This is a genomic window from Rhodococcus sp. IEGM 1354, from assembly GCF_030056855.1.
Lineage (GTDB): Bacteria > Actinomycetota > Actinomycetes > Mycobacteriales > Mycobacteriaceae > Rhodococcoides.
In genome coordinates this window covers 25,607-51,834 of record NZ_JASHKT010000017.1, presented here as the reverse complement: position 1 = coordinate 51,834, position 26,228 = coordinate 25,607, and the positions used below count along the sequence as shown (strand labels likewise).

Here is a 26,228-nt window from a genome sequence, read left to right as displayed (position 1 = left end):
TGCTACGCAGCTTCTCTCATGATACCGATGTGGCGAACGATTCCGGACAGGGCCGGAAGCTCCTGAGGTGCGGACCAGCCGCTCAGGTCGGCGCTGTCGGAGTAGAAGTACTTCTGGTTCGTGTAGTCGTCGTAGTACAACCGCCAGGTGCCGTCGGGCAACTCGACGACGGCGGGCCCTTCCTTGAAGGGACCGAAATCGCGGAAGGTGAGGTCCCGAACGTAGGGACCGCCCAGAGCGGGTGCGATCCAGTGTTCGATGACCTTGTTGCTCTCACCTTTGGTGAATGCGTGGTAGGTCGACCCGTCCTTCACCACCGTGGTGTCGATGTGGTCGTTGACGATTCCCACCAACGGAACCGGCGAGCTCCACGTCGTCAGGCCGGGATCGGTCGCCGTGATGAGATACGGCACGAACCCTCCGCCGGCAGACAACGACACGATGATGCTGACGCGGTCGCCCTCGACGAACCACTCCGGTGCCCACGCCTTGGTCGTGAACGGCGACAGCGACGGGAGTTCCGAGGACCCCGCCGAGCCGGTACCCGCCCCGGTACCGGGCAGCAGCAGGCAGCAGAACGGGATCGGAAGGTTCTGCAGAAATTCCCAATCGACACGATTCGCGCTGCGCGCGAAGCCGATTTCCGCACCGCCGCCCGTCGTGTACGTCACGTAGTACATACCGTCGGCGGCTCGGAAGATGCTCGAGTCACGAACCACACCGGAGGGCGGGGTGTATGCGGCGGTCTTCACCGTGGTGAAGTCCGTTCCGTTGCTGGACTGGTACACGTCCATGTTGCGATCGCTGTCGTTGCTGAAGGCCACCATGGTGTACGTCACCGCAGGCGCAGCTGCCGCCGTCCCTGCTGCGCCGAACAGCATTCCGACGGCGGCGACGAGCGTCATGGGAACGACGAGTGCGCGCTTGCGCAGGGTCCTGATCACCGCTGAAGTATGTACGACGCACGAGTCCCACGAGCAACAACAGTGAACAGTCGTGCCTGTTCGTTACCGAATCTACGACTGCGCCGAGTACTGCGATACCGGCTTGGACTGATACATCTCGTGGTCGGCATCGTCGAGAATGTCCAAGGCAGTGCGAGGATCACCACTGCCGACGGTCACGCAGCCGATACTGGCGGTCACCGTCAGTTCTCGGTCTGCGGTCGCGATCGGGGTTGCGAGTTCCGCCCGGACGTCGTCCGCCTCCGACCCCACACTGCACGGCACCACAGCCACGAATTCGTCACCGCCGATGCGTCCGACGAATGCGTCGTCGGGCAGAGCCCGCGTCAAGCGCGCGGCCACGATCCCGAGCACGGCATCACCGACCGTGTGTCCGTGCAGGTCGTTGATGGTCTTGAAGTTGTCGAGGTCGATGAACAACACCGCCATGGCATCCTCCCGACTCGACCGGGACAGCTCCTGGTCGAGCCGCGCCAGAATCAGTGGGCGATTGGGAAGCCCGGTGAGGTCGTCGTGTGTCGCCGCATGTTCGAGCTTCATGCTCGTCCGATAGGCATCGGTGACATCGACGAACGTTGCCACGATCGAGGGTGACGGGCCGCCGAAATTGAGCATGGTCGCAGTCAGAGACAGCCAGAAATGTCGACCGTCCCGTCGGCGTTCGACTCCGATCACCGACTGGCTGGGCTTCCCGGTCCTGCCGGTGACGGCCACGGGGTGTTCGAGTCGCCGAATGGGTTGCTGATCGGTGCCGTACACCCGGAAGGGCAGCACAGCGGACTGTCCCGCCGTCGCCGATCCCACCTGGATGTCGAGGATCGTCTTCGCTGCGAGGTTCGCCGACGTGATGCGCCCGGCGTGGTCGAGTACGACGACGCCTGCCTCCAGTGATTCCACCACGGCGGTGTAATGCTCCTCGGCCCGGCGGACGGCACTCTGGTCGGCGCAGACCAACACGTACCCGTCGGGCATCTGAGCCGCGGAGACCACCATCGCCAGCGCCGTCCCGTCCGCGCGCAGATGCGAGTCCCACAGCCGGCCGCCGGCCGCGAGGATGGCCACCGGGTCGCAGGGCACCCCCACCGCGTTCGATACGGAGAGGCCGAGCACATCTGCTGCGCGCCGTCCGTAGACCGACTCCGCGGCCGGATTCCAACTGGACACGACGCCGTCGGAGGACACCCCCACGATGGCGTCGCTGACATGATCGACCAGCGCAGCTTGATACTGCAGCGCCTTCTGTGCGGCCTTGTGTTCGGTCAGGTCGCGCAGGATGACCTGAAATGCGGGTTCTCCGTTCCACACCGTGCGGACCGAGACCGCCTCCATGGTCAGAGTCGATCCGTCGAGGGCGAGCACCTCCGCCTCGGAGGCCGAACTGGCGGTTCCGTGCACGTCCAGGGCGGCGATACGCTCGAGCATCGGCCCGATCGACTCGGCCGCGATGAAGTCCGTGATCGGACGGCCCACCACCGCACCGAGACGGTCGGCGCGCAGATACCGGAGCCCTGCAGGGTTGACATAGACGAGGTTGCCTCGCCTGTGGACGACGATCGCGTCCGGCGAGTGTTCGATCAGAACCCGATAGCGATCAGCGAGACCGGGCGACCCGGGATCGGCTTCGGGGTCGCCGACGACGTCGCGCTCCCCTGGGGCCATCTGCGGTCCTCGCGTTCGTAGGCGGTCGGTCGACACTCGATTCAACCACTTCTGTGGGCCGAGCCGGAATTTTCTGCGCGGTTCGATGCCTATGTCCGTTTTCCGGCTGGACCCAGTGCTTGTTTGCGGGGCTAAATCGAGGAACCAGCCGAAAACGGCTCGTACAACTCGAGAAGGAACGGGAAATCGATCATGACATCTCACGGCATCGACATCAGTGGGATCGGCGCAGTGTCCGGCTACGGCTGGGGTACGGCCGCGTTGTGGACCGGTCTGGCCAGCGGTAAGGCTGCCGCCACCTTGCACCACAACCGGTCGCAACCGGACCGCAACCCGGTCTGGCTTGCGAAAGTGCCCGACGGCGGGCAGACGAACGACGGCACCAGCCGCTTCGGGCGCGCACTGCGCGGCGCAGCACGCGAGGCCATCGACGACGCACTTGCTCGTGGCTGGCGGCCCGGTCGGCGCGTCGGTCTGGTGCATGCCGTCGTCCTGGGTGAAGTGGACGAGTGGCGCAACTTCTACCTGGAGGACGGCGGTTCGCGGCGGGTGCGTGACTACCTGACGCTGATGCCGTCGACTCCGGTATCACTGCTCATGCAGGAGCACGGCTTTCACGGCCCGGCGATGAACGTCTCGGCCATGTGCGCGTCGGGCAATGCCGGCCTACTCACCGCCAAGATGTGGCTCGACACCGGCTTCGTCGACGACGTCGTCTTCGTCGCCACCGATCTGTCTCTGACACCGGAGAACATCGAGCATTTCGTCGCGCTCGGCGTCGGGGTGGTCGACGTGGAACCTCAGGAGGGCTGCCGACCGTTCCAGGAAGGAAGCCGCGGGTTCGGAATGGGCGAAGCAGCAACAGCTTTCGTACTCACCAACCGTAGCGATGCTGCGTACGCCCGGGTACTGGGCGGTTCGATGACTCACGACGCGTTCCACGCGACGTCCATCGACCCGGCCCTTACCCAGGTGCGCGACTGCTTCGAAGCCGCCCTGACGGACGCCGGTGTCACGGCACGGCAGGTGCGCTATCTCAATGCGCACGGGCCAGGCACCGCTCAGTGCGATGCCGCAGAAACGGAGATGCTGAAGACGGTGCTGGGCTCACACGCGCAGGTGTATTCGGTGAAACCGCTGACCGGGCACTGCCAAGGAGCGGCGTCGGCCGTCGAAACCATCTCTGCCGTCATGGGATTCGATCGCGGACTGGTTCCCGCGGCCCCGCAGGTCTCCGACGGACACCCACTGTTGCTCGACGGATTCACAGCCGCCGAGCCGGGGCTGACGATGAAATCCTCCCTGGGAATGGGAGGACACAATTCGGTGGTGGTGCTGGCTCCTGCGTGAGCGACGGTCGGCCGGATGGTTCGCGCGCCCGCACCGTCACGGGCGCGCGAGCCCGTTCAGATCGACACCCCGGCCCCGCAGATTCCGCATTCCTCGAATTCGACGCGTTTCCACCGCGCAACCGGAACGAAGAACAGCGTGAATTGCTGGTATTGCTTCATTCTCGCCCACTGGGTCGTGTTGTGGCACCGCGGGCAGTTTCGCGTTGCGCCAGGGCCGACGTGTTTGCGCTTGCTGCCGAATCCGAAGAGTAGGAACATCATCCCAGCATAGGTGGCTCGAACAGGTGCCGGACTCTGCGCAGCAGTCGTTCGAGCCACCCTCGCGTTTCGAGGCGTCGGTGGCTCGAAACGAATGCTGGGCCGAACGCTGTCAGCTCGCGATCATGCCGTGCGGGTCGATGACGAATTTCTGTGCGACTCCGCTGTCGAATTCACGGTAGCCGCGTGGTGCGTCGTCGAGAGTGATGACCGTTGCGTTCACCGCCTTTGCAATCGAAACTCGTTCTTTGAGAATGGCATTCATCAGTTCTCGGTGATAGCTCATCACCGGGCACTGCCCGGTGGCGAACGAGAGCGACTTCGCCCAACCGGTGCCGAGACTGAGCGAGAGCGCGCCACGCTGTGCGGCCTCGTCCACGCCGCCCGGATCGCCGGTGACGTAGAGCCCGGGAATTCCGATGCCACCGCCCGCCGTGGTGATGTCCATGAGCGAATTGAGCACCGTGGCAGGTGCCTCGTGGGACGAGTCTCCGCCGTGCCCGCGGGCCTCGAATCCCACCGCGTCCACCGCAGCGTCGACCTCCGGGACACCGAGGATCTGTTCGATCTGATCCTGCGGCGCGCCCTTGCCCACGTCGACGGTCTCGCAACCGAATGTTCGCGCCTGTGCCAGCCTGTCGGCGTTCATGTCGCCGACGATCACCACCGATGCGCCCAGCAATTGTGCGCCGACTGCGGCCGCCAGACCGACCGGGCCCGCACCCGCGATGTACACCGTCGCACCGGGTTTCACGCCCGCGGTGACCGCGCCGTGATATCCGGTCGGGAAGATGTCGGAGAGCATGGTCAGGTCCAGGATCTTCTCCATCGCCTGATCCCGGTCCGGGAACTTCAGCAGATTGAAGTCCGCATACGGTGCCATGACGTATTCGGCCTGCCCACCCACCCAACCGCCCATGTCCACGTAACCGAACGCAGAGCCAGGTCGATCCGGGTTGACGTTGAGGCAGATACCGGTCTTGCGCTCCTTACAGTTTCGGCACCGTCCGCAGGCGATGTTGAACGGAACGGAGCAGATGTCGCCGACCTTCAGAAATTCGACGTCTCGCCCGACCTCGACGATCTCGCCGGTGATCTCGTGCCCCAACACCAGACCCTCGGGTGCCGTCGTGCGTCCACGGACCATGTGCTGGTCGCTGCCGCAGATGTTGGTCGAGACGACCTTCAGGATCACGCCGTGTTCGCATTTACGGCCGACATTGGCCGGATTCACGCCGGGGCCATCGGTCAATTCCAGGCCCGGAAATGCGATGTCCTGAACCTCGACTTTGCCTGGTCCGGCGTACGTCACTGCTCTGTTGTCTGCCACGATTTCTCCTGTTCGACGGTGTCCGGCTGCGATCGACAGACCGAGCTCCCCTGCGCACCAACTGTTTTCATCTCATCGAGCCAGTCGATACGCAGTGAAGTGGCCTGCATCACACCATAGTATGCGCACCTACGAATACACGGTGTGTCGCCCGCCGCACGAAGCAATCCGGGGGCCGATCTCACTCCACGGAGCTATCGTCGACCGGTGCCCACCGACGACGCTCACAACGAGACCATCACCATCGGAAGTTCGCCCGGGGTGGAGGTGGAGGTACTCCCCTACGGCGCGACCATGCAACGAATGTCGGTGACCGGAGGAGACGGCGAGCGCCGCGACGTTCTCGTCGGCGTGGCGGGCGAGCGCGAGCTTCGTTCGTCCACCGCCTATTTCGGCTCCACCGTCGGCCGGTACGCCAACCGGATCAAGGACGGCCGGTTCGAGATCGACGGACAAGCGGTGCAACTGACGATCAACGACGGCACCAACCACCTGCACGGCGGAACCGACGGCTTCGACTCACGACCCTGGACGGTGATCGGCCGATCACCGGATTCGGTCGAGTTCGAGTTGATCAGCCCCGACGGCGATCAGGGCTACCCGGGCGAAGTCCGTGCGCGGGCCCAGTTCTCCGTCACGACCGATCGCGTGCGGTTGGAGTCGACGGCGACGACCACCGCGCCGACGGTGGTGAACCTGACGTCGCACGCTTATTTCGATCTCTACGGCCACGGTATCGACGATCACACCCTGCAGGTGTTCGCCTCGACGTACACCCCGGTCGATGCCGAGGGAATTCCGACCGGTGCCGTCGATTCCGTCGACGGCACCGCGCTGGATCTGCGCAGGCCCGGACGGGTCGGAGACCTGGCCCGAGCCACTCATCCGCAGCTGCGGACCGCCCGCGGTGTCGACCACAACTTCGTCGTCGACGGTACGGGGCTTCGGCGTGCGGCGATTCTCGGCTCCGAGAGCAGCCGGACGGCTCTGGAACTGTGGACCGATCAGCCCGGCGTGCAGGTGTACACCGGCAACTTCCTGGACGGCAGCGACGTGTCTCGGCGCGGCGCGATGCTGCGCCAAGGCGACGGCATTGCGCTCGAACCCCAGCTGTTCCCCGATTCACCGAATCACCCGAACTTTCCCTCTGCGGTGCTGCGACCGGGCCAGACGTACCGGTCCGTGATCGAGTGGAGATTTTCTGCACTTCACGCTTGAGTGAGCGCTCACAAAATTTTGGAATTCAAACGTTTCAAGTCTTGACGTAGCCCGATGTTAACGCTCACACTGTGTTGCACACGTCACACCGGAGTGGCGACATTGAGGAGATCACCATGGCGTCGAAGACAATTTTTGCGGCGAGCGCGCTCATCCTGAGTGGTGCGATCGTCCTGAGCGCGTGCAGTAGCGGAGGCGGCGGCGACGCATCCGGCGGCGGTGACGGTGCAACGGTTCTGGGCTTTTCCCAGGTCGGTGCCGAGAGCGGCTGGCGCACGGCCAACACCACCTCCATCCAGGACGCAGCCAGTGCAGCCGGCGTGGACTTGAAGTTCTCCGACGCGCAGCAGAAGCAAGAGAACCAGATCAAGGCGATCCGCACCTACATCCAGCAGAAGGTCGACGTCATCGCGTTCAGCCCCGTCGTCGAGACAGGATGGGAGCCGGTTCTGCAGGAAGCCAAGCGCGCGAACATCCCGGTGATCCTCACCGACCGCTCCGTCGACACCACCGACGATTCGCTGTACGCCACGTTCCTCGGCTCCGACTTCGTGGAGGAAGGCAAGAAGGCGGGCGATTGGCTGGTGCAGAACAGCGCCACCGCGGACACCACCGGCGACGGCAAGATCAACGTGGTCGAATTGCAGGGAACCACCGGTGCCGCACCAGCCATCGACCGGGCCGAAGGATTCCGCGACGCAATCGGCGGCCAATCCAACATCGCGATCACCGCGTCACAGACCGGCGATTTCACCCGTGACGGCGGCAAGCAGGTGATGGAGTCGTTCCTCAACTCCAATCGGGGCCAGATCGACGTGGTCTTCGCACAGAACGACGACATGGGCCTGGGCGCAATCCAAGCCATCGAGGCCGCCGGACTGGTCCCCGGAAAAGACATCAAGATCATCACCGTCGACGCCGTCAAGGACGGAATGCAAGCTCTCGCGGACAAGAAGATCGACTTCATCGTCGAGTGCAACCCCCTTCTCGGACCGCAGCTGATGGAGCTGACGGACAAGGTCGTCAAGGGCGAGGACGTCCCCAAGAGGGTCGTCACCGAGGAGACCACCTTCACGCCCGATCAGGCGGCAGCAGTACTCGCCGACCGTCAGTACTGAGAGTCGACCGATGAATGCCGACGCCGTTGTCACCACGGATCCGAATTCCACTGCGCAGCAAGACTCTTCTGCGGTGCCGGTTCCGCTGGTGGAGATGAAGGACATCTCCATCACCTTCGGAGCCGTCCGAGCCCTCGACGGGGTGTCGTTGCGACTCTTCCCCGGCGAGGTGCATTCGCTGATGGGTGAGAACGGCGCCGGCAAGTCGACGTTGATCAAGGCACTGACCGGGGTCTACTCGATAGACAGCGGCACCGTCACGATCGACGGCACAGTGCACGAGTTCGCCACCCCGGGCGCGGCCCAGGCTGCAGGGATCAGCACCGTCTACCAGGAAGTCAACCTCCTTCCGAATCTGACGGTCGCAGAGAACATGCTCCTGGGCCGCGAGCCCCGACGCCTACCCGGAAAACTGTTGGGTGCCATCGGCGGCATCGACACCCGAGCGATGAACCGCCGTGCCAGAACGACTCTCGACCGGCTGGGGCTCGACATCGAGCCGTCGTCGGTCCTCGGGGACCATCCGATCGCCGTGCAACAGCTCGTCGCCATCGCCCGTGCAGTCGATGTCGACGCCCGCGTCCTCATACTGGACGAGCCGACCTCGAGTCTGGACAAGGACGAGGTCGAAACCCTGTACTCCGTCATCGAACGGCTGCGGGAAGACGGAACCTCGATCGTCTTCGTGTCACACTTCCTCGACCAGATCTACCGTATCTCCGACCGAATGACGATCCTGCGCAACGGAAAGCTCGTCTCCGAGCGCCTGGTCGCCGACACTCCGCAGTTCGAGTTGGTCGAGTTGATGATCGGGCGAGAACTGGACACCTTGCGCGAACTCGACAGCCGCGAGCCGGTGATCGTCCCCGCAGAACGAACGCCCGTCGTGGAAGTACTCGGGATCGGCCGCAAGGGCGCACTGGAAGCAACCGATCTGCGTCTGCATGCGGGACAGGTCGTCGGCATCGCAGGTCTGCTCGGGTCCGGCCGTACCGAGCTCGCGCGACTGCTCGGTGGAGCCGATCGATCGGACTCCGGATCGATCGAAGTGCATTCGACCAAGCGCAGCATTCGCAGTCCACGCCAGGCCGCCGATCAACGCATCGCCCTCACCAGCGAAGATCGCAAGGCCGACGGTGTCGTGGCCGATCTGACGGTGGCCGACAACATGCTGCTCGCGCTGCAGGCCAAGCGCGGATGGCTTCGGCCCATCCCGCGTTCCACCCGCACCAAGCTGGTGGAGAAGTACATCTCCGCTCTCGACATCAGGCCCGCCGATCCGAACGCGTTGATGCGCAACCTGTCCGGCGGCAATCAACAGAAGGTGCTCCTGGCCCGCTGGCTCATCACCGAACCCGAACTGCTGATTCTGGACGAACCCACACGCGGCATCGACATCGGCGCGAAAGCCCAGATCCAAACTCTGGTGGCCGATCTGGCCGAACGCGGGATGTCCGTCGTGTTCATCTCCGCCGAACTCGAAGAGATCCTGCGCCTCAGTGACCGCATCGTGGTCATGCGAGATCACCGCAAGATCGACGAACGTATCAACGACGGTGTGTCGGTCGGTGACGTGCTCGCCACCATCGCAGCCGGGGTTCGCACCGACGAGCCCGTCGCAGCCACCACATCGACCACCGACAGGAATGTCGCATCATGACCCGCACCCTGGAACCGTCGGCCACCGCGCCGGCACGCGTACGCGCCGCGTTCTCCCAGCCCGTCCTCTGGCCGCTGTTGGCGTTGATTGCCCTGATCGTGGTCAATGTCGTTGTCACACCGGACTTCCTCGACATCAGGATCGAGAACGGTGGCCTGTTCGGAAACGTCGTCGATATCGCACGCAACTCCGCCCCGCTCATTCTGGTGGCCGTGGGCATGACACTGGTGGTGGCCACCCGCGGCATCGACCTCTCGGTCGGCGCGGTCGCGGTGATCGCTGCTGCCGTTGCGTGCACTCGGATAGTCGCGGCACCGGACGAGGGTGCCACGACGACCATGATCATGGCCGTCGTGTGGGCGCTGGCAGCGTGCCTGCTGCTCGGTCTGTGGAACGGGCTGCTGGTCTCGGTCTTCGGCATTCAACCCATCATCGCGACGCTGATTCTGATGGTCGCGGGCCGCGGCCTCGCCATGTTGATCACCGACGGAAACATCACGACCGTCAACAACCCGGCTTTCAGCACGCTCGCGTCGGGAACGCTCCTCGGATTGCCACTGGCACTGATCATCGCGCTCGTGGTGGTCGCGGCGACCGCACTGCTGACTCGGCGGACTGCACTGGGAATGCTCGTCGAGGCCGTCGGAATCAACCCGGAGGCAAGCAGATTGGCCGGTGTCCAGTCGCGGACGATCGTCTGGACGGTCTACGTGTTCGCCGCAGTGTGCTCGGGAATGGCCGGGCTGATCATCGCTGCGAACACCAACTCGGTGAATGCCAACAGTCTGGGCCAGTGGATCGAGCTCGACGCCATCCTCGCGGTCGTCATCGGCGGCACCGCCCTGACGGGTGGTCGATTCTCGATCGCCGGCACGGTCGTGGGTGCCTTGCTCATCGGCACTCTCACCCGCACCATCACCAACGTCGGTATCCCGTCCGAGGCCAACTACCTGTTCAAAGCGGTCGTCATCATCGTGGTCTGCCTGTTGCAGTCACCGCGAGCCCGCGCATCCCTGCGGACGTGGTTCCGCACCGACTCCTCCAAGGCGGTACGACCGTGAGCGACCTTTTGACAGCTCCCCCCACGACGACCGCCGCCGCACCCGGCCCCGCGCCCTCGACCTGGGATCGCGTGAAGCGATACTCGCCACCGACTCGTTTTCTCCCTGTCATCGCCACGTTCGCTCTGTTCGTCGGCCTGTTCGGACTCGGCGAGTTTCGCTACAGCGGCTTCGCCGATCCTCAGGTGTTCCTCTCACTGTTGATCGACAACTCGTTCCTCATCGTCCTGGCGGTAGGAATGACCTTCGTCATCCTCACCGGCGGAATCGATCTCTCCGTCGGGTCCGTCGTCGCACTGTCGACGATGATCGCCGCGCGCACACTGCAATTGGGCTGGCCACCGCTGCTGGTCATGGCCGTGGTGTTGCTGTGCGGCGCCGTGCTCGGCACCGTCATGGGTGTCCTCATCCACTACCTGCAGATTCAGCCGTTCGTCGCCACCCTCGCCGGGATGTTCCTCGCCCGGGGCCTGTGCTACATGATCGGTGTCGAGTCGATCCCGATAACCGACGACACGTTCTCCTCCATCGCATTCGCCGTCATCGAACTACCCGGCGGCTACACCATCACCTGGAGCGTGGTGATCGCGCTGGTCACGGTGGCGATCGCTGCATACGTGTTGGCCTGCACTCGTTTCGGACGTTCGGTTTACGGAATCGGTGGCAACGAAGCGTCCGCGCTGCTGATGGGGCTCAAGGTGGCGGCTGTGAAAGTCGGCGTCTACACGATCAGCGGATTCTGCGCGGCGCTCGCCGGCCTACTGTTCTCCTTCTACGCCCTCTCGGGCTACAGCCTCAACGCCGTCGGCATGGAGCTCGACGCCATCGCTGCGGTGGTGATCGGCGGAACGTTGCTCACCGGTGGGCGCGGGTACGTCCTCGGCTCGCTGGTGGGGGTCCTGATCCTCGGTGCCATACAGACTTTCATCGCCTTCGACGGAACCCTGAGCTCGTGGTGGACGCGAATCACGATCGGAGTGCTGCTCCTGGTGTTCGTTCTCGCCCAACGTCTGCTGACGGCGAGAAAGAGGTGACCAACACAGGGATCGACGGTAAGGCGCCGGTCATGACCGACGTCGCCCGATTGGCCGGGGTATCCCATCAGACGGTCTCGCGAGTCATCAACGGCCAGAACAACTTACGCCCCGAAACCCGCGACCGGGTACAGAATGCCATCGACCAACTGGGCTATCGTCCCAATCGTGCCGCCAGGGCACTGGTCACCAAACGCTCCGCGTCGATCGGAATCATCGGCTCCAAAGGCGGGTTCTGGGGGCCGAGCACCACGCATCGCACCGTGCAGAGCGCGGCACGTGATGCCGGATTCTCCGTCAGCGCAGTCAGTCTCGCAACGCTGACACACGACGAACTCGTCGGCGCACTGCATCACCTGCACGACCAGGGCGTCGAGGGCATCGTGTTGATCGCCGCCACCGACGACGCTGTGGCAGCGGCTCGATCCGAGGAGTCCGTCGTTCCCGTCGTGGTCGTCGAAGGTGACCCCTCCACCTCGACCTGGACCGTGGGCATCGATCAAATCGGCGGCGCTCGGTTGGCCACCCGACACCTGATCGAGGCAGGTCACCAACGGATCGTGCATCTGTCCGGCCCGCAGGGATGGACCGAATCCCGCGGCCGTGAACAAGGGTGGCAGGATGCGCTCGACGAGGCCGGGCTGGCGTGGACGCCGGTCCTCCGCGGCGACTGGTCCGCACGCAGCGGCTACGAGAACGGGCTCCGCCTCGCCGAGGACCACACCGTCACGGCTGCATTCTGTGCCAACGACCAGATGGCCCTCGGCTTGCTGCGCGCCTTCCACGAGAGCGGCCGCCGTGTGCCCGAGGACTTCGCCGTCGTCGGATTCGACGACATCCCCGAGGCTGCTTTCCTGATTCCACCACTGACGACGGTCCGCCAGGACTTCACCGAAGTCGGCAGACGCGCGATCGACGTCCTGCGCGCGGCACTGGACAACACTGGCGCGCCCGAGGCGTCCATCGATCCTGAACTCGTCGTTCGATCGTCCAGCACCACTGCACCGAAACCGACCACAACCGTTGCACCGCAACAAGGAGAATCGCATGTCCAATGACCGCTACACGGTAGGAGTGGACTACGGCACTCTCTCCGGCCGTGCCGTAGTCGTCCGTGTGTCCGATGGTGCCGAAATTGCATCTGCCGTACACGAATACCGCCACGCCGTACTCGAGGAAACCCTGCCCGGCGGTACCGTCCGACTGCCCGACGCGTGGGCTCTGCAGGTGCCGGACGACTATCGCGACGTCCTACGCCGCGCGGTCCCCGCTGCGATGGCCGCCGCGGGCATCGCGCCGGAGCAGGTGGTGGGTATCGGGACCGACTTCACCGCATGCACCATGGTGCCGACCTACGCGGACGGCACGCCGCTCAGCGAGGACCCGCGGTTCGTCGATCGCCCACACGCCTACGTCAAACTGTGGAAACACCATGCGGCGCAGGGGCAGGCCGACCGCATCAACGAACTGGCCGCCCGTCGCGGCGAGAGCTGGCTCCCCCGCTACGGCGGCTTGATCTCCTCGGAATGGGAATTCGCCAAGGCGCTGCAGATTCACGAGGAGGATGCCGAGATCTACGAGGCCATGGACCGGTGGGTCGAGGCGGCCGACTGGATCGTCTGGCAATTGTGCGGAAACTACGTGCGCAACGCCTGCACCGCGGGATACAAGGGCATATATCAGGACGGCAAGTACCCTTCCGTCGATTTCTTGACCGAGCTCGCGCCCGGTTTCGGCGGATTCGTGGCCGACAAACTCGATCAGCCGCTGGGCGAATTGGGGTCGCGTGCAGGCACGTTGACCGCGGAGGCCGCGGCATGGACGGGGCTGCCCGAGGGGATCGCCGTCGCGGTCGGCAACGTGGACGCTCACGTCACGGCGCCGGCTGCGGGTGCAGTCGAGTCGGGCCGAATGGTCGCCATCATGGGAACTTCCACCTGCCACGTCATGAGTTCCACCGTGTTGAACGACGTTCCCGGCATGTGCGGCGTCGTCGACGGCGGCATCGTCGCGGGGTCGTACGGGTACGAAGCCGGCCAGAGCGGGGTCGGCGACATCTTCGGGTGGTTCACCCGCACCGGAGTTCCCGCGTCCTACAGTGAAGCGGCAACTGCCGCAGGCGAGTCCGTGCACGAATACCTGACGCGGCTCGCGTCGGCCCAAGAGGTGGGCGAGCACGGTCTGGTCGCGCTCGACTGGCACAGCGGCAATCGGTCGATCCTGGTCGATCACGAACTGTCCGGCCTGGTCATCGGATCGACTCTCGCGACGCGGCCCGAGGACACCTACCGCGCACTGCTCGAGGCAACGGCGTTCGGTACCCGCGTCATAGTCGAGACGTTCCGCGACAGCGGCGTGCCCGTCGAAGAATTCGTCGTGGCGGGAGGGCTGGCCCGCAACCCACTGCTGATGCAGATCTACGCCGACGTGCTACGAATGCCATTGTCCGTCATCGCGTCCGCACAGGGCCCCGCATTGGGCTCCGCCATCCACGCGGCAGTGGCCGCAGGCTGCTACCCGGACGTGCCGGTGGCGTCGAAATCGATGGGCAAGGTTCGCCGCGGTGCATTCGTTCCGGACGAGTCCCGGTCGGAGGCATACGACTCGCTGTACGAGATCTATCTGGAACTGCACGACCGCTTCGGTCGGGACGTGCCGACCATGCGCCGGCTGCGATCACTTCGACGCGCCGCCCTGACGAGGAAGCTGGAAGCGAAATGACAGTTGTCGACGATGTTCGCGAGGTCGTCGAGGAGATTCGCAAGGACGTGTGCGCACTGCATGCGGAATTGGTGCGCTACGGATTGGTCGTGTGGACGGCGGGCAACGTGTCCGCGCGCGTTCCCGGTCGAGACCTCATGGTCATCAAGCCGAGCGGCGTCTCCTACGACGATCTGACACCGGGCAACATGGTGGTGTGCGATCTGCACGGTCGAGTGGTCGAAGGTGACCACGCGCCGTCCTCGGACACCGAGGCGCAGGCATACGTCTATCGGCACCTCGACCACATCAACGGTGTGGTGCACACTCATTCGCCCTACGCGGTGGCGTGGGCCGCGCGAGGAGAACCCATTCCGGTCGTGACCACGATGTGCGCCGACGAATTCGGCGGCGACATTCCGGTGGGTCCGTTCGCCGTGATCGGCGACGACTCGATCGGGCGCGGCATCGTCGACACCCTCGCAGACAGCCGCTCTCCGGCAATACTCATGCAGAACCACGGCGTCTTCGCGGTTGGCCCGTCGGCCCGATCTGCGGTGAAAGCGGCGGTCATGTGCGAGGACGTGGCCCGATCGGTACACCTGTCTTATCAACTGGGACAACCACTTCCCATCCCCCGCGCGTCGGTCGACGCACTCTACGACCGCTACCAGAACGTCTACGGCCAGCGCTGATCAGCGCCACATTTTTCCACGGAAGGTACATCTCCATGTCCGAAGTATGGTTTCTCACCGGCAGCCAAGGCCTCTATGGTCCCGAGACGCTCGAGCAGGTAGCAGTCCAGTCACGGGAGATCGCAGACAAACTCGACGGCGCACTACCGGTATCCGTCGTCTGGAAGCCGGTGCTGCTCGACGCCTCGTCCATCCTGCGGTGCATGCGTGAGGCCAACGCCGCCGAGGACTGCATCGGCGTCGTCACCTGGATGCACACTTTCTCGCCGGCCAAGATGTGGATCGCGGGCCTGGACGCGCTGGATGTTCCACTGCTGCACCTGCACACCCAAGCCGGAATGTCGTTGCCCTGGTCCACGATCGACATGGAGTTCATGAATCTGAACCAGGCTGCGCACGGTGATCGCGAGTTCGGGCACATCGAGTCCAGGGTCGGCGTACTGCGCACCACCATCGCGGGCCACGTCGACAATCCGTCGGTACGGACGCGGGCGGAGCAGTGGGCGCGCGCGGCACTCGGCCGGGCAGAATTGCGTTCGCTGAAACTGGCCCGCTTCGGCGACAACATGCGCGACGTCGCGGTCACCGAGGGCGACAAGGTGGAGGCGCAGCTGCGGTTCGGCGTCTCCGTGAACACCTACGGCGTCAATGATCTCGTGGACGTGGTCGACAGCGTCGGCGAGTCGGCCGTCTCGGAACTCGTCGACGAGTATCGGTCGCTCTACGACATCGCACCGAGCCTCGACAAGGACGGGGACCGGCACGACTCGCTCCGCTACGGCGCACGCGTCGAAGCGGGAATGCGTCAGTTCCTGACCGACGGTGGCTTCAAGGCATTCACCACCAATTTCGAGGATCTCGGCGGGCTGCGTCAGTTGCCGGGGTTGGCAGTCCAGCGACTGATGGCCGACGGCTACGGCTTCGGCGGCGAGGGCGACTGGAAGACCTCGATGTTGTTGCGCGGCATGAAGGTGATGGCCGAGGGACTGGACGGCGGCACGTCCTTCATGGAGGACTACACCTACCACCTCGTCCCCGGTGAGGAGAAGATCCTCGGTGCACACATGCTGGAGGTGTGCCCGTCCATCACGACGTCTCGCCCCACGCTGGAAATCCATCCACTCTCGATCGGCGGCCGCGAGGATCCGGTGCGGCTGCGGTTCACCGCCGATCCGGGGCACGGCGTCGTCGTCGGACTGTCCGACGTCGGTGAGCGATTCCGACTGACGGCCAACGTGATCGACGTGGTCGAACCCGACGAGGCGCTGCCGAAACTACCCGTGGCATGCGCAGTGTGGGAACCGCGGCCCTCACTGTCGGTCTCGGCCGAATCGTGGCTGACCGCAGGCGCACCCCACCACACGGTGTTGAGCACCGCCATCGGTCTGCCTGTGCTGGAAGCGTTCTCGGACATGATCGGTGTCGAGCTGCTCGCCATCGATTCCGGGACCACGACGCGTGGGTTCCAGCAGACTCTTCGATGGAACGCGGCGTACCACCGACTCGCAGCGAGATTGTGAGCTGGTAGCGCCCACCGTTCAACCGTGTCGAGCGCGGTATTCCTCTTCGGCCCCGGGGTGCAGAGGAATACCGCCCGTCATGATCAGCGAGCGTGCGTCGAGAAATTGGCTGCCGATCGCCTGCCCGGGGACCAGCGCCGACGATCGGTCGAGCAAGACGCTCACCAGTGCGGCGACAACCCGGTTCGGCACATCGGGATGGGCCAACAGCAGATTCGGAATTCCGACGGTCGTCACCTCCGGGTGCGAGCCGTACACGTTCGCCGGAACCGGGACCGCCTCGTACGCGGTGCCGAACACCCGACGCAGGTTCGGAACCAGACTGCCCAGTTCGAGCAACCGGATCTTTTCGCGCGGGTCGGCGAAGGCCGGGGTCGGCAATCCACCCGCCCACATCACCGCGTCGATCTCGTTGTCGGACAACGCGGTCGCGGCGGAACTCATCGACAACCGAACTTCACGAACTGCATCCGGTCCCGAGACGCCGGCCGCGTCGAGGATCCGATGCGAGAGAACCGTCGCCCCCGATCCGGGCGCGCCGGTACTCACCCGTCGCCCCCGCAGATCACTCGCTGAGAAGATGGTCGAGTCCGCCCGCACAGCGACCTGAAAGTAGTTCTCGTAGACGCATCCGACCGCGGCGAGGTCGGTACTCGGGTGGCTGTATGCGGCGTCGATCAGCGTCATCGCCAGTTCGGCACGACCGGAGATCAACGCGTCGAGGTTGTCGAGGGAACCGGATGTCGTGAGCGGCACGACCTCGACCTCCGACAGTCCGGCAGCCGCGTCGGACAACAGGCCGGAGAACTCCCAGAAGAAGCCGCCCACCTCACCCGCCGCCAGGCGCAGTTGCATCGGCGGGTCCGAGGCGCAGGCTCCCATGGCCACCGCGGTCAGCGAAACGACACCGGCCCGCAGAGCTGTTCTTCGAGAGAACAACGCAGCGGGCCGGAGCATGTCACTCACTGTAAGTCGTCACAGGTCACGCGAAGGCCTTGCCCTGCTCCCTGTCGAGGACGGTCTCGGTCTTGTTCCGCAGCACGAAGATGTACACCAGTAGCGAGATGCCGATGACGACGGTCACGTACAGAATGAACCACCCGACGTGCCCACCGTTCTTCGCGGCCTGGTAGATCAACGGAGCGGTACCGCCGAACGCGGAGTTCGCCAGCGCGTAACCGAGGCCGACTCCCAATGCGCGGATGTGCGAGGGGAACAATTCGGCTTTGACGATCGCGTTGATCGAGGTGTAGCCGGTGAGGATGACGTAGCCGACGCAGACCAGCGCCAAGGACTGCACCACCGACGTCGCCGACGGCAAGTACGTGATGAGCACGTAGGTGTAGAGCACGCCGCCGATGCCGAAGAAGACGAGCAGCGGCTTGCGACCGACCTTGTCGCTGATCAACCCGCCGATGGGCTGGAGCAACATCAGGAATATCAGCCCGAACAGGTTGATCCAGGTTCCGGTCATTCCGCGGTCTTCGTACGCTGCCTTGATCATCGAAGGTGCGTTGACGCTGTAGGTGTAGAACGCGATGGTGCCACCGGCGGTCACCATGAAACAGATCACCAGAGCGCGCCAGTGCTTGCCGACCAACTCCTTGAGAGATCCGGACGCCTGGTCGGCACCGCTACGAACTGCCTCGAGCTGATCCTTGGTCAACGACTCGTCCATGCTGCGGCGCAGCCAGAAGACGACCACCGCGGCGACGCCACCGATGAAGAACGCTATGCGCCAACCGAAGTCCTCGATCTGCTCCCGCTCGAAGAAGACCTGCATGAGCAGCAGCGTGACTTGCGCCAGAACGTGGCCGCCGATCAGCGTGACGTACTGGAACGAGGAGAAGAATCCGCGACGCTCACGAGTGGCGGCCTCGGACATGTACGTTGCCGATGCTCCGTACTCACCACCGGTGGCGAAGCCCTGCACCAGACGGCACAGGATCAGAATGACAGCGGCCCACACACCGATGCTCTCTCGGCCGGGGGTGAACGCAATGACCATCGAGCAGGCCGCCATCAGCGAGACGCTGAATGTCAGTGCGGCTCGGCGTCCGTTTCGGTCTGCGTAGCGTCCGAAGAACCAGGAACCGACCGGACGCATCAGGAACGTGACCGCGAAGATGCCGTAGACGTAGATGGTCGAATTCTTGTCCGCCGAATCGAAGAACTGATTCTCGAAATACGTCGCGAAGACGGTGTAGACATACACGTCGTACCACTCGACGAGGTTGCCCGACGACCCACGCAGAGTGTTGTAGACGGCGCGACGGGTGGCTGCGGGAGACGAGACCGGCGGGTTCGCACGAGACGAACCAGCGGTCGAAGTGGCCTCGTTGGCCATGGGCAGGTCCTTCCACAGATAGCTTGCGGGTGGGTCGCCGAACGCATGACGGCAACCGAAGTCCCTCTACTGTGACCCCCGGCACAGCCAGAACCAAGCTGTTTCGAGTTTCCTAACACTCCCTTAGGACAGGGACCCGCTCGAGCCGTGACGCGGGAGCAACAACCGGACGATCAATCCGGACGGTCGATGAGCGTCGACCTCGAGGCGTCCGCCCACACGCTCGATCAGGGCCGCGACTATTGCCAGGCCGAGCCCGGTTCCGGCCCCGTGAGCACTCGATGCCCGAAAGAACCGGTCTGCGATCATCGGCAATTCGGCAGCGGATACACCCGGGCCGGTATCGGCGATCGACACCGCGACGTGATCGTCGCCGGCCCGACAATCGACGTCGACATCCGCTCCCGAACCGGCGTACTTGGTCGCGTTGCTCAGGATCGCGTCGAGCATGCGCACCAGGTCCTCCTCCGGTACCGCAGCAGTGTGATCGGCTCCCGCGTCGGGATCCGCCAGATGGACGGTCAACCCGGCCACTGTCAGTGCGCTCGACCAGAATCGGACTCTGTCCGTGAGCACGAACAGCACGTCGCACCCGGTGTCGCGGTGCAGTACCGGCGTCTCGGCAGCAGCGAGAACGAGAAGATCCTCTACGACGGAGTCGAGCCGATCGACCTCCAGTGTCGTTCGCTGGTGCGCTTCGGTGACCGATTCGGGCACCCGCATTCCCAACACGTCCAGTCGAATTCGTAATGCCGCCAGCGGGTTACGCAGCGCGTGAGCGGTGTCGGCCACCAGACGACGCTGCGCAGCGGTCGCGTTCTCCACATCCTCGGCCATCGCGTCGAACGCGCGCGCGAGCGCTCGGACCTCGGGTGGACCGACGTGTGCGTCCGACTCGATACGTGGCGCGTCGTCGAGGGGACGGCGATCGTGAAAGGCGTCGCCGAACGATTGGACTCGCATCGACAACGACGTCAGTGGACGAACGACCCAGCGCGACAACGCAGCAGCGATCAGCGCCACCGTGGCCAAGATCAGCAGCGCACCGACAGCGATCACCGCCCAACCGATCGCGACATCCCGGCGGGCCGCGTCGGTGGACGCTGCGATCACCACGGCACCGTCGACCTGCGTTCCCCCACCGATCGGCGCAGCCACCAGAACCGACGACGGCGACCACGGCGTCACACTCGACGGAAGGCCACCGCGTTGATTGCGCAGGGCACCGGCCACCGCCTGTTGCACGTCCGTGCGCGTCGTATCCAGACCCGACGCAGCACGCAGACCTCCGGTGCGGTCGACCACCACGATCCCCTCGCCGTACAGATCGTTGTAGCGCTGCACCGACTCTCGGATTCGAGAATCACCCGACTGGTCCTCCCGGGAGCTCAGTTCTGCGAAATACGTTGCAGCGGCAGCTCGATTCTCACCGAATCGTTGGGCGCGTTCGCGCCCCAGCAGCAATCCCAGCGGAATCGAGAGCGCGAGAACGACGACGGCGGAGTAGACCATCAGCACCACGAGAACCCGGCGCCGCACGTCAGCTGTCCCAGCGGTAGCCGAAGCCGCGGATCGTGGCAATGGTCCCGGGTCGGCCGAGCTTGGCACGCAGCGTCGTCATGTGCACATCGAGCGATCGTGAGATCGCCACGTACGCATCGCCCCAGATCGCGTCCATCAGCTGTTCGCGGCTCACCGCTTCACCACGTCGAGTCGCCAGGTGCGCGAGCAGGTCGAACTCTTTGGTGGTCAGCCCGATGTCTCGTCCGTCGACTTCGACACTGCGCCCGACCAGATCGACGACCACGTCGCCCAACTCGAGCCGATCCACCGCCGCATCACTCGTTGCGCTCCGACGCCGCGCCGCCACTTCCAGCCTCGCGTGCAACTCCCCCAACCGAGCGGGCTTGACGACGTAGTCGTCCGCGCCCGCGCGCAGAGCTCGGACCACCGACCGCTCGTCGTCCCGCGCGGTCAGCACCACCACGGGCACCCTACTCAGGGTCCGCAGCTTGCGAAGCGCCTCGAGGCCGTCCATGTCGGGCAGGCCGAGATCGAGGAGAACGACACCCATGCCGTGGTACCCGAGCAGCAGGTCGGCACCGCGGCGCATCCGGACAGGGTCGTGCCCCACCTCGGTCAGCGCGTCCACCAACGCGTCGCCGACGCCGTCGTCGTCCTCCACCACCGCTATTCGCATCGCCTCGAGATTAGGCCACCATCCGCTCTCGCACGCTCGGCGACCGTTGGCCAGGCTTCGAATCAGGGTGATTCGAACCGTCGCTGCACGGACTCGGACGGGTTAGCTTCGGTAACGATGCTCGATTCGTGGTGGACGTCGGTCTGCCAAACAGTGAGGACAGTCGCACCGCATGGCGCTCAACAACGGAACTCTGATCCACCTGGTCGCACGAGAGGGAAAGCAGGACGAGGTCGCCGCGATCCTGGGCGAAGCACTCGGATCGGTGGCGCGGGATCCGCAGACCGCGACGTGGTACGCGTATCGAATCACCAACACCGAGTTCGGAATCTTCGGTTCGTCCGAAAGCAAGGCACCCCTCGGCCAGGACGGCCTTCCGGTGCTCACCCGACTCTCCGACGACCTGCTCGCGCACGCGCCGTCGGTGCAGTCTTTCGACGTGCTCGCCGCCAAGGTCTGATGTCGACCGACCTGCGATGAGCAGCAGGTTCACCCCAGTACCCCGACCCGCTGATCGAAAGAGCCGAACATGAACGCAGGGCCCGACACCGCACGCAAGCAGCTGGTACTGAGCGCTTTCGACATGGCGTGCGTGGTGCACCAGAACCCCGGCATGTGGACCGACGCCGATGACCAGACCCACCGCTACACCGACATCGAGTACTGGGTGGAATTGGCCCAGACGCTGGAAGCGGCGGGTTTCGACATCCTCTTCCTGGCCGACGTCCTGGGGTTCTACGACGTGTACGGCGGCAACCGAGACGCTGCACTGCGTACCGCTGCGCAGGCGCCGGTGGCCGATCCACTGTTGACGATCTCGGCCATGGCCGCGGCGACGAAGACGCTGAGTTACGGTGCGACGGTCTCGTCCACCTACGAGCTGCCGTACAAGTTCGCCAAGACCATGACGACACTCGATCACCTCACCAAAGGCCGGGTGGCGTGGAACGTCGTGACGTCCTACCAGCAGAGCGCAGCAGTCAATCTCGGCCTGACGCAGCAGATCTCGCACGACGAACGGTACGAGATCGCCGACGAGTTCATGGAGGTCTGCTACAAGCTGTGGGAGGGCTCGTGGGAAGAGGACGCGGTGGTGCGCGACCGCGCTCGTGGCGTCTACACCGAGCCGTCCAAGGTGCACGACATCGGCCATGCCGGTAAGTACTTCACCGTTCCCGGTGCGCATCTGGGCGAACCGTCCCCGCAACGCACGCCGTTCCTGTTCCAGGCCGGGGCGTCGGCCCGGGGGCGCAAGTTCGCTGCCAAGCACGCCGAGGCCGTCTTCCTCGTCGGAGTCAACCCCCACGATGTTCGCCCCATCGTCGACCAGTACCGCATGTTGGCCGCCGAGCAGGGACGCGATCCGCGAAGCCTGAAGATCATCATGATGCTCACTCCGATCGTCGCCGAGACCGACGAACTCGCGCACGAGAAGCTGCTGCAGGTTCAGAAGCACGCCCAGGTCGACGCCGCTCTGGCACTGTGGGGCGGATGGACTGGAGTCGATCTCTCGGGAGCCGACCCCGACAAGCCGTTGGATCAGTTCCGAGGCGACGGCATCCGCGCGTTCAGCGACATGCTCACTCGGGTCGACAGCGAATTGGTCTGGACACCACGCAAACTGGCGGAGTGGCTGTGCGTGGGCGGAATGAGTGCCAGCATCGTGGGCTCACCGAAGACGATCGTCGATCACTTCGAGGAGTGGATCGAGGTTGCGGACGTCGACGGCTTCAACATTGCGCGCGTCACGAATTTCGAGACGTTCCGCGACTTCGGTGAATTGATCACCCCCGAACTCCGTCGCCGCGGATTGATTCCCGACACCAACCGCACCGAGGCAACCTCCCTGCGTGAACTGGTGCTGGGGCAGCCCCGGCTGCGCGACGACCATCCCGGCGCGGCATTTCGGCCCGCCGCGACGACGGGTCCCCGTCCGGCCCCGCCGACGACGATTCGCGTCGCACCCCGCAATGTCGGACTCCTGGTCACCCTCACCGCCAAACCCGACACGGCAGACGCCCTCGAAAACTGGCTCACCGAGATGCATGCTCACGCGCTCGACGAGCCGGGCACCACAACCTGGTACGCAATCAAATTGAGCGAGAACACGTTCGCGATCTACGACACGTTCCCCGACGAGGACGGCCGACAGGACCACCTGCACGGCAGCATCGTGAAGTCGCTTCGCGAACGTCAGCAGGAGCTTCTCGCCGAGCCGCCGACCATCCGTCAGGTGGACCTGCTCGCAGTGAAATCCTTGTTGACGGTCTGATCCACGAACGCCAGCAACTGGATTCTGCTGATACCAGAAATGACTGGACGTGGCTGACATGATCGAAGACATGATTGTCACCCCGTCCGTCGAACAGTTCCGTCGATTGGCACAATCGTCTCCGTGGCGGTGGAGAACTGTCGAGCTCGCATTCGTGCGCGCCGGTCACACATCTTCGGTGCACGCATGGATTCGACGCCCGGGTTATCTTCGCGTGGAGAACGCCGCTGGTGAAGTCGTCGAATTATCCTCCGCTGCAATCCCGTTCGATGGGAGGGCAGCTGTGTACTCGAACGGAGCCGATGCCGACCGTCCCAGTGCACTGTGGGCATCGGATACGACACCGGTGTTCGACGCCGATGGGTTGGTGTCGGCGTTACCATCGGAAACGGATTCATGGTTCGTGGACTGGGACGATCCGTTCTACGAGAACTACCAGTGGATCGCGATGCTCAACCCGATCGAACTCACTCGTTCACCGCACGACCATTCGTCCGCCGCGACAGGCACCGCCGTATCCGAGGTCGAGGTTGTCGAGCACGGCGGGCGGCAAGCGTGGGAGGCAACCGTCTGCACCACTCCGGAGTACGACGCTCGATGCGAATGCTGCGCGTTACTGAGCGGGTACTACGACTTCGATACCGGGCACTGGGTTCCCGGGCCACCGGTATCCGTGAGGCTCGACGTACAGACCGGAATCTGCGTCTACGTCGGTCCGACGACGGAGGGTCCGACCGATGACTGCGACATCGACGTGACGATCCTCGCCGTCGACGAAGCTATGGACGACGGCATGTTCCTGCGGGGTGGCCGAACATAATTCGGTGTCGCCCCTGCACGCTCGTATGCCAGCCTGAAGCGATGGAATGGCAGGCTTTCGAATGCGTCGAGGAATGGCGTCTTCCGTTCGTCCCGGACTCCGGTCACGGTGCACCCACTCAGATCGTCGACGCGTGCGGTGCCGTGGGGCGTGATCTGTACTGCCGCAAGCACGGCAGCGAACAGCACATCGAGCGGTCGGAATGGACGATCGCACTGATGGAGACCGGGCACTGCCATGTCGGGCTCGAACCCGTCCCGCATCACCGGAGGCCCGCCATCGAGCAGTTCCGGGGCTTCTCGTTCGGCGCGTTGCACATCGATGACACGCTCGCCGAGGCCACGGTCGTCGTTGCCGACTCGGTACAGGGCGAACTCGCAGGCTATTACCCGTTCATCCAGTGGCCGATCCAGGAGAAGCGACTGCTCCTGCCGGTGGTGCGTGACGGAACGGCCGTGTGGCGGGACCCGCGGACCGACCTGACTGTTGCCGAGATCGGGCTGCTGACCGACCGACCACGAGATCCGCAGCGCACCAGAGTCATTCGATAGAGCTGGTACGAGAAACAGGCGGTATGGTCGCGACCAATCGATCGATCACCGAACGGACGACCTCCGGAGCCGGGGCGTGCGTCAGCAATCCCTCCACGACGAACGTCCCGATGCGCAGCATCGCATCGGCTTCGGACCCGGACAGTCCAGCCTTCTCGATATCGGAAGCGAACAACGATTCCGCGAAGTGGTGGAAACCGTTGTGCCAGTGTTCGATTGCTGCCGACTTGGCAACTCGATCGTGCACCGTCGATACCAGAGGGCCCACCCTCTGCAGTTGCTCCACGAGCCAGACCAAACGGTCGGCCAGGGATCGATCCGCGACGGTCGCATAATCTGCCGCGTCCTCGGCCGCGATAGCGGTCAGCACTGCGACGAGGATGTCGTCCTTGTCGTCGAAGTACCAGTACACGGTGTTCGGGGTTATCCCGACAGCTTTCGCCAGACGGCTGATCGATGCGCGCTCGAAACCGTCGGATACGAACATGTGGCGGGCCGCTGCGACGATGTCGTCTCGTTTGCTTTCTCTGTCGTGCAGTCCGCGGTTCTTGGGCATGCCCCAAAGTTTATCTTGAATGCCATTCAAGACGCTGCTACCGTTCTTGATGACCGTTCAAGAGATGGAGACGTGGCAGATGTCGAATACCGGACGCACAGCCCTGATCACCGGCGCATCAGCAGGTATCGGCGCGGCCTTCGCCCGTCACCTCGCCGCCGAGGGCCACCACCTCGTTCTTGTAGCCCGTCGCGAGGATCGGTTGACTGCACTGGCAGACGAGCTCAGCACCCGCCACAGCGTGCGGTGCGACGTGGTGGCCGCAGACCTGGCCGATCGCGACGCTCCCCGCGCGATCATGGAGCGCACGCGAGCCCTGGGTGTCGATATCGACATACTCGTCAACAACGCTGGAATGTCCGGGAATTCGAAATTCGCCGACGCCCCCTTCGAGTCGCTGGCCGCGGAGATACAGGTGATGGTCACCGCCGTCACCGAACTCGCTCACCTCACGGTTCCCGGCATGAAAGAGCGAGGATACGGTCGTATCGTCAACCTCTCGTCGCTGGCGGCCCTGCTTCCCCCCGCGGCCAGTTTGCTGTACACCGGCATCAAGTCCTACGTACTCGACATGTCGCAATCACTCGACATGGAGCTGCGTCCCCACGGCATTCACGTCACGGCGCTCTGCCCGGGCTTCACGCACAGCGAGTTCCACGACGTCATGGGGACCAGGGAGGCGGCCACTTCCAAGCTCCCCTCCATGCTGTGGCAGAACCCCGAGGACGTGGTTCGCGAGGGATGGCGCGCGGTCGAGAACGGCACTCCGGTGTGCGTGCCCGGATTGGTCAACAAAGTGACTGCTGTTGCGGCCAAACCGATTCCGACTCGTATCGGGTACTACCTCGGCAGGACACTCAATCCCTTCAAGTGACGAGTTTCGATCCATACAGTCTTTGCTGAACAGAGGAA

At 64.4% G+C, this 26,228-nt stretch carries 23 protein-coding genes and 1 pseudogene; 15 read left to right on the top strand and 9 right to left on the bottom strand.

What is annotated here, in order from left to right; all coding sequences use genetic code 11:
- Positions 1–2 precede the first annotated feature (2 nt).
- Both QM588_RS24005 and QM588_RS24000 read right to left on the bottom strand, forming a co-directional pair.
- On the bottom strand, positions 3–905 hold the full coding sequence (locus QM588_RS24005; RefSeq protein ID WP_283317138.1) for an arabinofuranosidase: 903 nt from the start codon (positions 903–905) through the stop codon (positions 3–5).
- A 111-nt stretch (positions 906–1,016) separates the two neighbouring features.
- The gene (locus tag QM588_RS24000) at positions 1,017–2,624 is read right to left on the bottom strand and encodes a diguanylate cyclase domain-containing protein (protein ID WP_283317092.1); all 1,608 of its coding nucleotides are present in this window, start codon (positions 2,622–2,624) and stop codon (positions 1,017–1,019) included.
- 192 nt (positions 2,625–2,816) lie between these two features.
- Here QM588_RS24000 and QM588_RS23995 point away from each other — a divergent pair, with 192 nt between their 5' ends.
- Positions 2,817–3,974 carry a beta-ketoacyl synthase N-terminal-like domain-containing protein gene (locus QM588_RS23995; protein WP_283317091.1) on the top strand — a complete coding sequence of 386 codons (1,158 nt, stop codon included), beginning with the start codon at positions 2,817–2,819 and terminating at the stop codon, positions 3,972–3,974.
- Between the two features lie 56 nt (positions 3,975–4,030).
- On the opposite strand, the gene QM588_RS23990 is transcribed toward QM588_RS23995, so the two are convergent.
- Positions 4,031–4,237, bottom strand: a complete 207-nt coding sequence (locus tag QM588_RS23990) for a zinc-ribbon domain-containing protein (RefSeq protein ID WP_032368853.1) — start codon at positions 4,235–4,237, stop codon at positions 4,031–4,033.
- A gap of 109 nt (positions 4,238–4,346) precedes the next feature.
- On the bottom strand, positions 4,347–5,564 hold the full coding sequence (gene fdhA / locus QM588_RS23985; protein ID WP_027496167.1) for a formaldehyde dehydrogenase, glutathione-independent: 1,218 nt from the start codon (positions 5,562–5,564) through the stop codon (positions 4,347–4,349).
- Between the two features lie 207 nt (positions 5,565–5,771).
- On the opposite strand from fdhA, the gene QM588_RS23980 reads away from it, so the two are divergent.
- The 9 genes from QM588_RS23980 to araA all read left to right on the top strand — a co-directional run bounded on the left by QM588_RS23980 (position 5,772) and on the right by araA (position 16,570).
- Positions 5,772–6,782: an aldose epimerase family protein gene (locus QM588_RS23980; RefSeq protein ID WP_283317089.1), complete on the top strand. Its 1,011-nt coding sequence runs from the start codon at positions 5,772–5,774 to the stop codon at positions 6,780–6,782.
- 116 nt (positions 6,783–6,898) lie between these two features.
- Positions 6,899–7,900: an ABC transporter substrate-binding protein gene (locus QM588_RS23975; RefSeq protein ID WP_283317087.1), complete on the top strand. Its 1,002-nt coding sequence runs from the start codon at positions 6,899–6,901 to the stop codon at positions 7,898–7,900.
- A gap of 10 nt (positions 7,901–7,910) precedes the next feature.
- Positions 7,911–9,560: a sugar ABC transporter ATP-binding protein gene (locus QM588_RS23970; protein WP_283317085.1), complete on the top strand. Its 1,650-nt coding sequence runs from the start codon at positions 7,911–7,913 to the stop codon at positions 9,558–9,560.
- Positions 9,557–10,621, top strand: coding sequence for an ABC transporter permease (locus QM588_RS23965; RefSeq protein WP_283317084.1), 1,065 nt, complete (start codon positions 9,557–9,559; stop codon positions 10,619–10,621). Before QM588_RS23970 ends, QM588_RS23965 begins: the two co-directional genes overlap by 4 nt.
- Positions 10,618–11,655 carry a galactofuranose ABC transporter, permease protein YjfF gene (gene yjfF, locus QM588_RS23960; protein WP_283317082.1) on the top strand — a complete coding sequence of 346 codons (1,038 nt, stop codon included), beginning with the start codon at positions 10,618–10,620 and terminating at the stop codon, positions 11,653–11,655. Before QM588_RS23965 ends, yjfF begins: the two co-directional genes overlap by 4 nt.
- Before the next feature lie 32 nt (positions 11,656–11,687).
- Positions 11,688–12,713 carry a LacI family DNA-binding transcriptional regulator gene (locus tag QM588_RS23955; RefSeq protein ID WP_283317081.1) on the top strand — a complete coding sequence of 342 codons (1,026 nt, stop codon included), beginning with the start codon at positions 11,688–11,690 and terminating at the stop codon, positions 12,711–12,713.
- Positions 12,703–14,376, top strand: coding sequence for a ribulokinase (araB, locus tag QM588_RS23950; protein WP_283317080.1), 1,674 nt, complete (start codon positions 12,703–12,705; stop codon positions 14,374–14,376). The genes QM588_RS23955 and araB overlap by 11 nt, the downstream gene beginning before the upstream one ends.
- Positions 14,373–15,050 (top strand): L-ribulose-5-phosphate 4-epimerase, encoded by a 678-nt coding sequence (locus tag QM588_RS23945; RefSeq protein WP_032401214.1) that lies wholly within the window; start codon positions 14,373–14,375, stop codon positions 15,048–15,050. The genes araB and QM588_RS23945 overlap by 4 nt, the downstream gene beginning before the upstream one ends.
- Before the next feature lie 35 nt (positions 15,051–15,085).
- A complete protein-coding gene (araA, locus tag QM588_RS23940) occupies positions 15,086–16,570 on the top strand; it encodes an L-arabinose isomerase (protein WP_283317078.1) in 1,485 nt (494 codons plus the stop codon).
- Between the two features lie 18 nt (positions 16,571–16,588).
- On the opposite strand, the gene QM588_RS23935 is transcribed toward araA, so the two are convergent.
- The 4 genes from QM588_RS23935 to QM588_RS23920 all read right to left on the bottom strand — a co-directional run bounded on the left by QM588_RS23935 (position 16,589) and on the right by QM588_RS23920 (position 21,117).
- Positions 16,589–17,527 carry a TAXI family TRAP transporter solute-binding subunit gene (locus QM588_RS23935; RefSeq protein WP_283317076.1) on the bottom strand — a complete coding sequence of 313 codons (939 nt, stop codon included), beginning with the start codon at positions 17,525–17,527 and terminating at the stop codon, positions 16,589–16,591.
- Between the two features lie 25 nt (positions 17,528–17,552).
- A complete protein-coding gene (locus QM588_RS23930) occupies positions 17,553–18,917 on the bottom strand; it encodes an MFS transporter (protein WP_135046222.1) in 1,365 nt (454 codons plus the stop codon).
- 123 nt (positions 18,918–19,040) lie between these two features.
- Positions 19,041–20,456 carry a sensor histidine kinase gene (locus QM588_RS23925; RefSeq protein WP_283317074.1) on the bottom strand — a complete coding sequence of 472 codons (1,416 nt, stop codon included), beginning with the start codon at positions 20,454–20,456 and terminating at the stop codon, positions 19,041–19,043.
- A gap of 1 nt (position 20,457) precedes the next feature.
- On the bottom strand, positions 20,458–21,117 hold the full coding sequence (locus QM588_RS23920) for a response regulator transcription factor (RefSeq protein WP_283317073.1): 660 nt from the start codon (positions 21,115–21,117) through the stop codon (positions 20,458–20,460).
- Between the two features lie 172 nt (positions 21,118–21,289).
- Between QM588_RS23920 and QM588_RS23915 the strand changes: the two genes are divergently transcribed.
- The 4 genes and pseudogenes from QM588_RS23915 to QM588_RS23900 all read left to right on the top strand — a co-directional run bounded on the left by QM588_RS23915 (position 21,290) and on the right by QM588_RS23900 (position 24,760).
- Complete coding sequence (locus tag QM588_RS23915; protein ID WP_283317071.1) at positions 21,290–21,577, top strand: antibiotic biosynthesis monooxygenase; 288 nt, start codon at positions 21,290–21,292, stop codon at positions 21,575–21,577.
- A 69-nt stretch (positions 21,578–21,646) separates the two neighbouring features.
- A pseudogene (locus QM588_RS23910) lies at positions 21,647–23,044 on the top strand (LLM class flavin-dependent oxidoreductase); the annotation flags it as partial.
- A 403-nt stretch (positions 23,045–23,447) separates the two neighbouring features.
- Positions 23,448–24,209: a hypothetical protein gene (locus QM588_RS23905; protein WP_283317137.1), complete on the top strand. Its 762-nt coding sequence runs from the start codon at positions 23,448–23,450 to the stop codon at positions 24,207–24,209.
- 41 nt (positions 24,210–24,250) lie between these two features.
- On the top strand, positions 24,251–24,760 hold the full coding sequence (locus QM588_RS23900) for a hypothetical protein (RefSeq protein WP_283317070.1): 510 nt from the start codon (positions 24,251–24,253) through the stop codon (positions 24,758–24,760).
- Here QM588_RS23900 and QM588_RS23895 read toward each other — a convergent pair.
- The gene (locus QM588_RS23895; RefSeq protein WP_283317069.1) at positions 24,750–25,316 is read right to left on the bottom strand and encodes a TetR/AcrR family transcriptional regulator; all 567 of its coding nucleotides are present in this window, start codon (positions 25,314–25,316) and stop codon (positions 24,750–24,752) included. The two genes, QM588_RS23900 and QM588_RS23895, sit on opposite strands and share 11 nt — an antisense overlap.
- A gap of 79 nt (positions 25,317–25,395) precedes the next feature.
- On the opposite strand from QM588_RS23895, the gene QM588_RS23890 reads away from it, so the two are divergent.
- Positions 25,396–26,190 carry an SDR family NAD(P)-dependent oxidoreductase gene (locus QM588_RS23890; protein WP_283317136.1) on the top strand — a complete coding sequence of 265 codons (795 nt, stop codon included), beginning with the start codon at positions 25,396–25,398 and terminating at the stop codon, positions 26,188–26,190.
- Positions 26,191–26,228 lie beyond the last annotated feature (38 nt).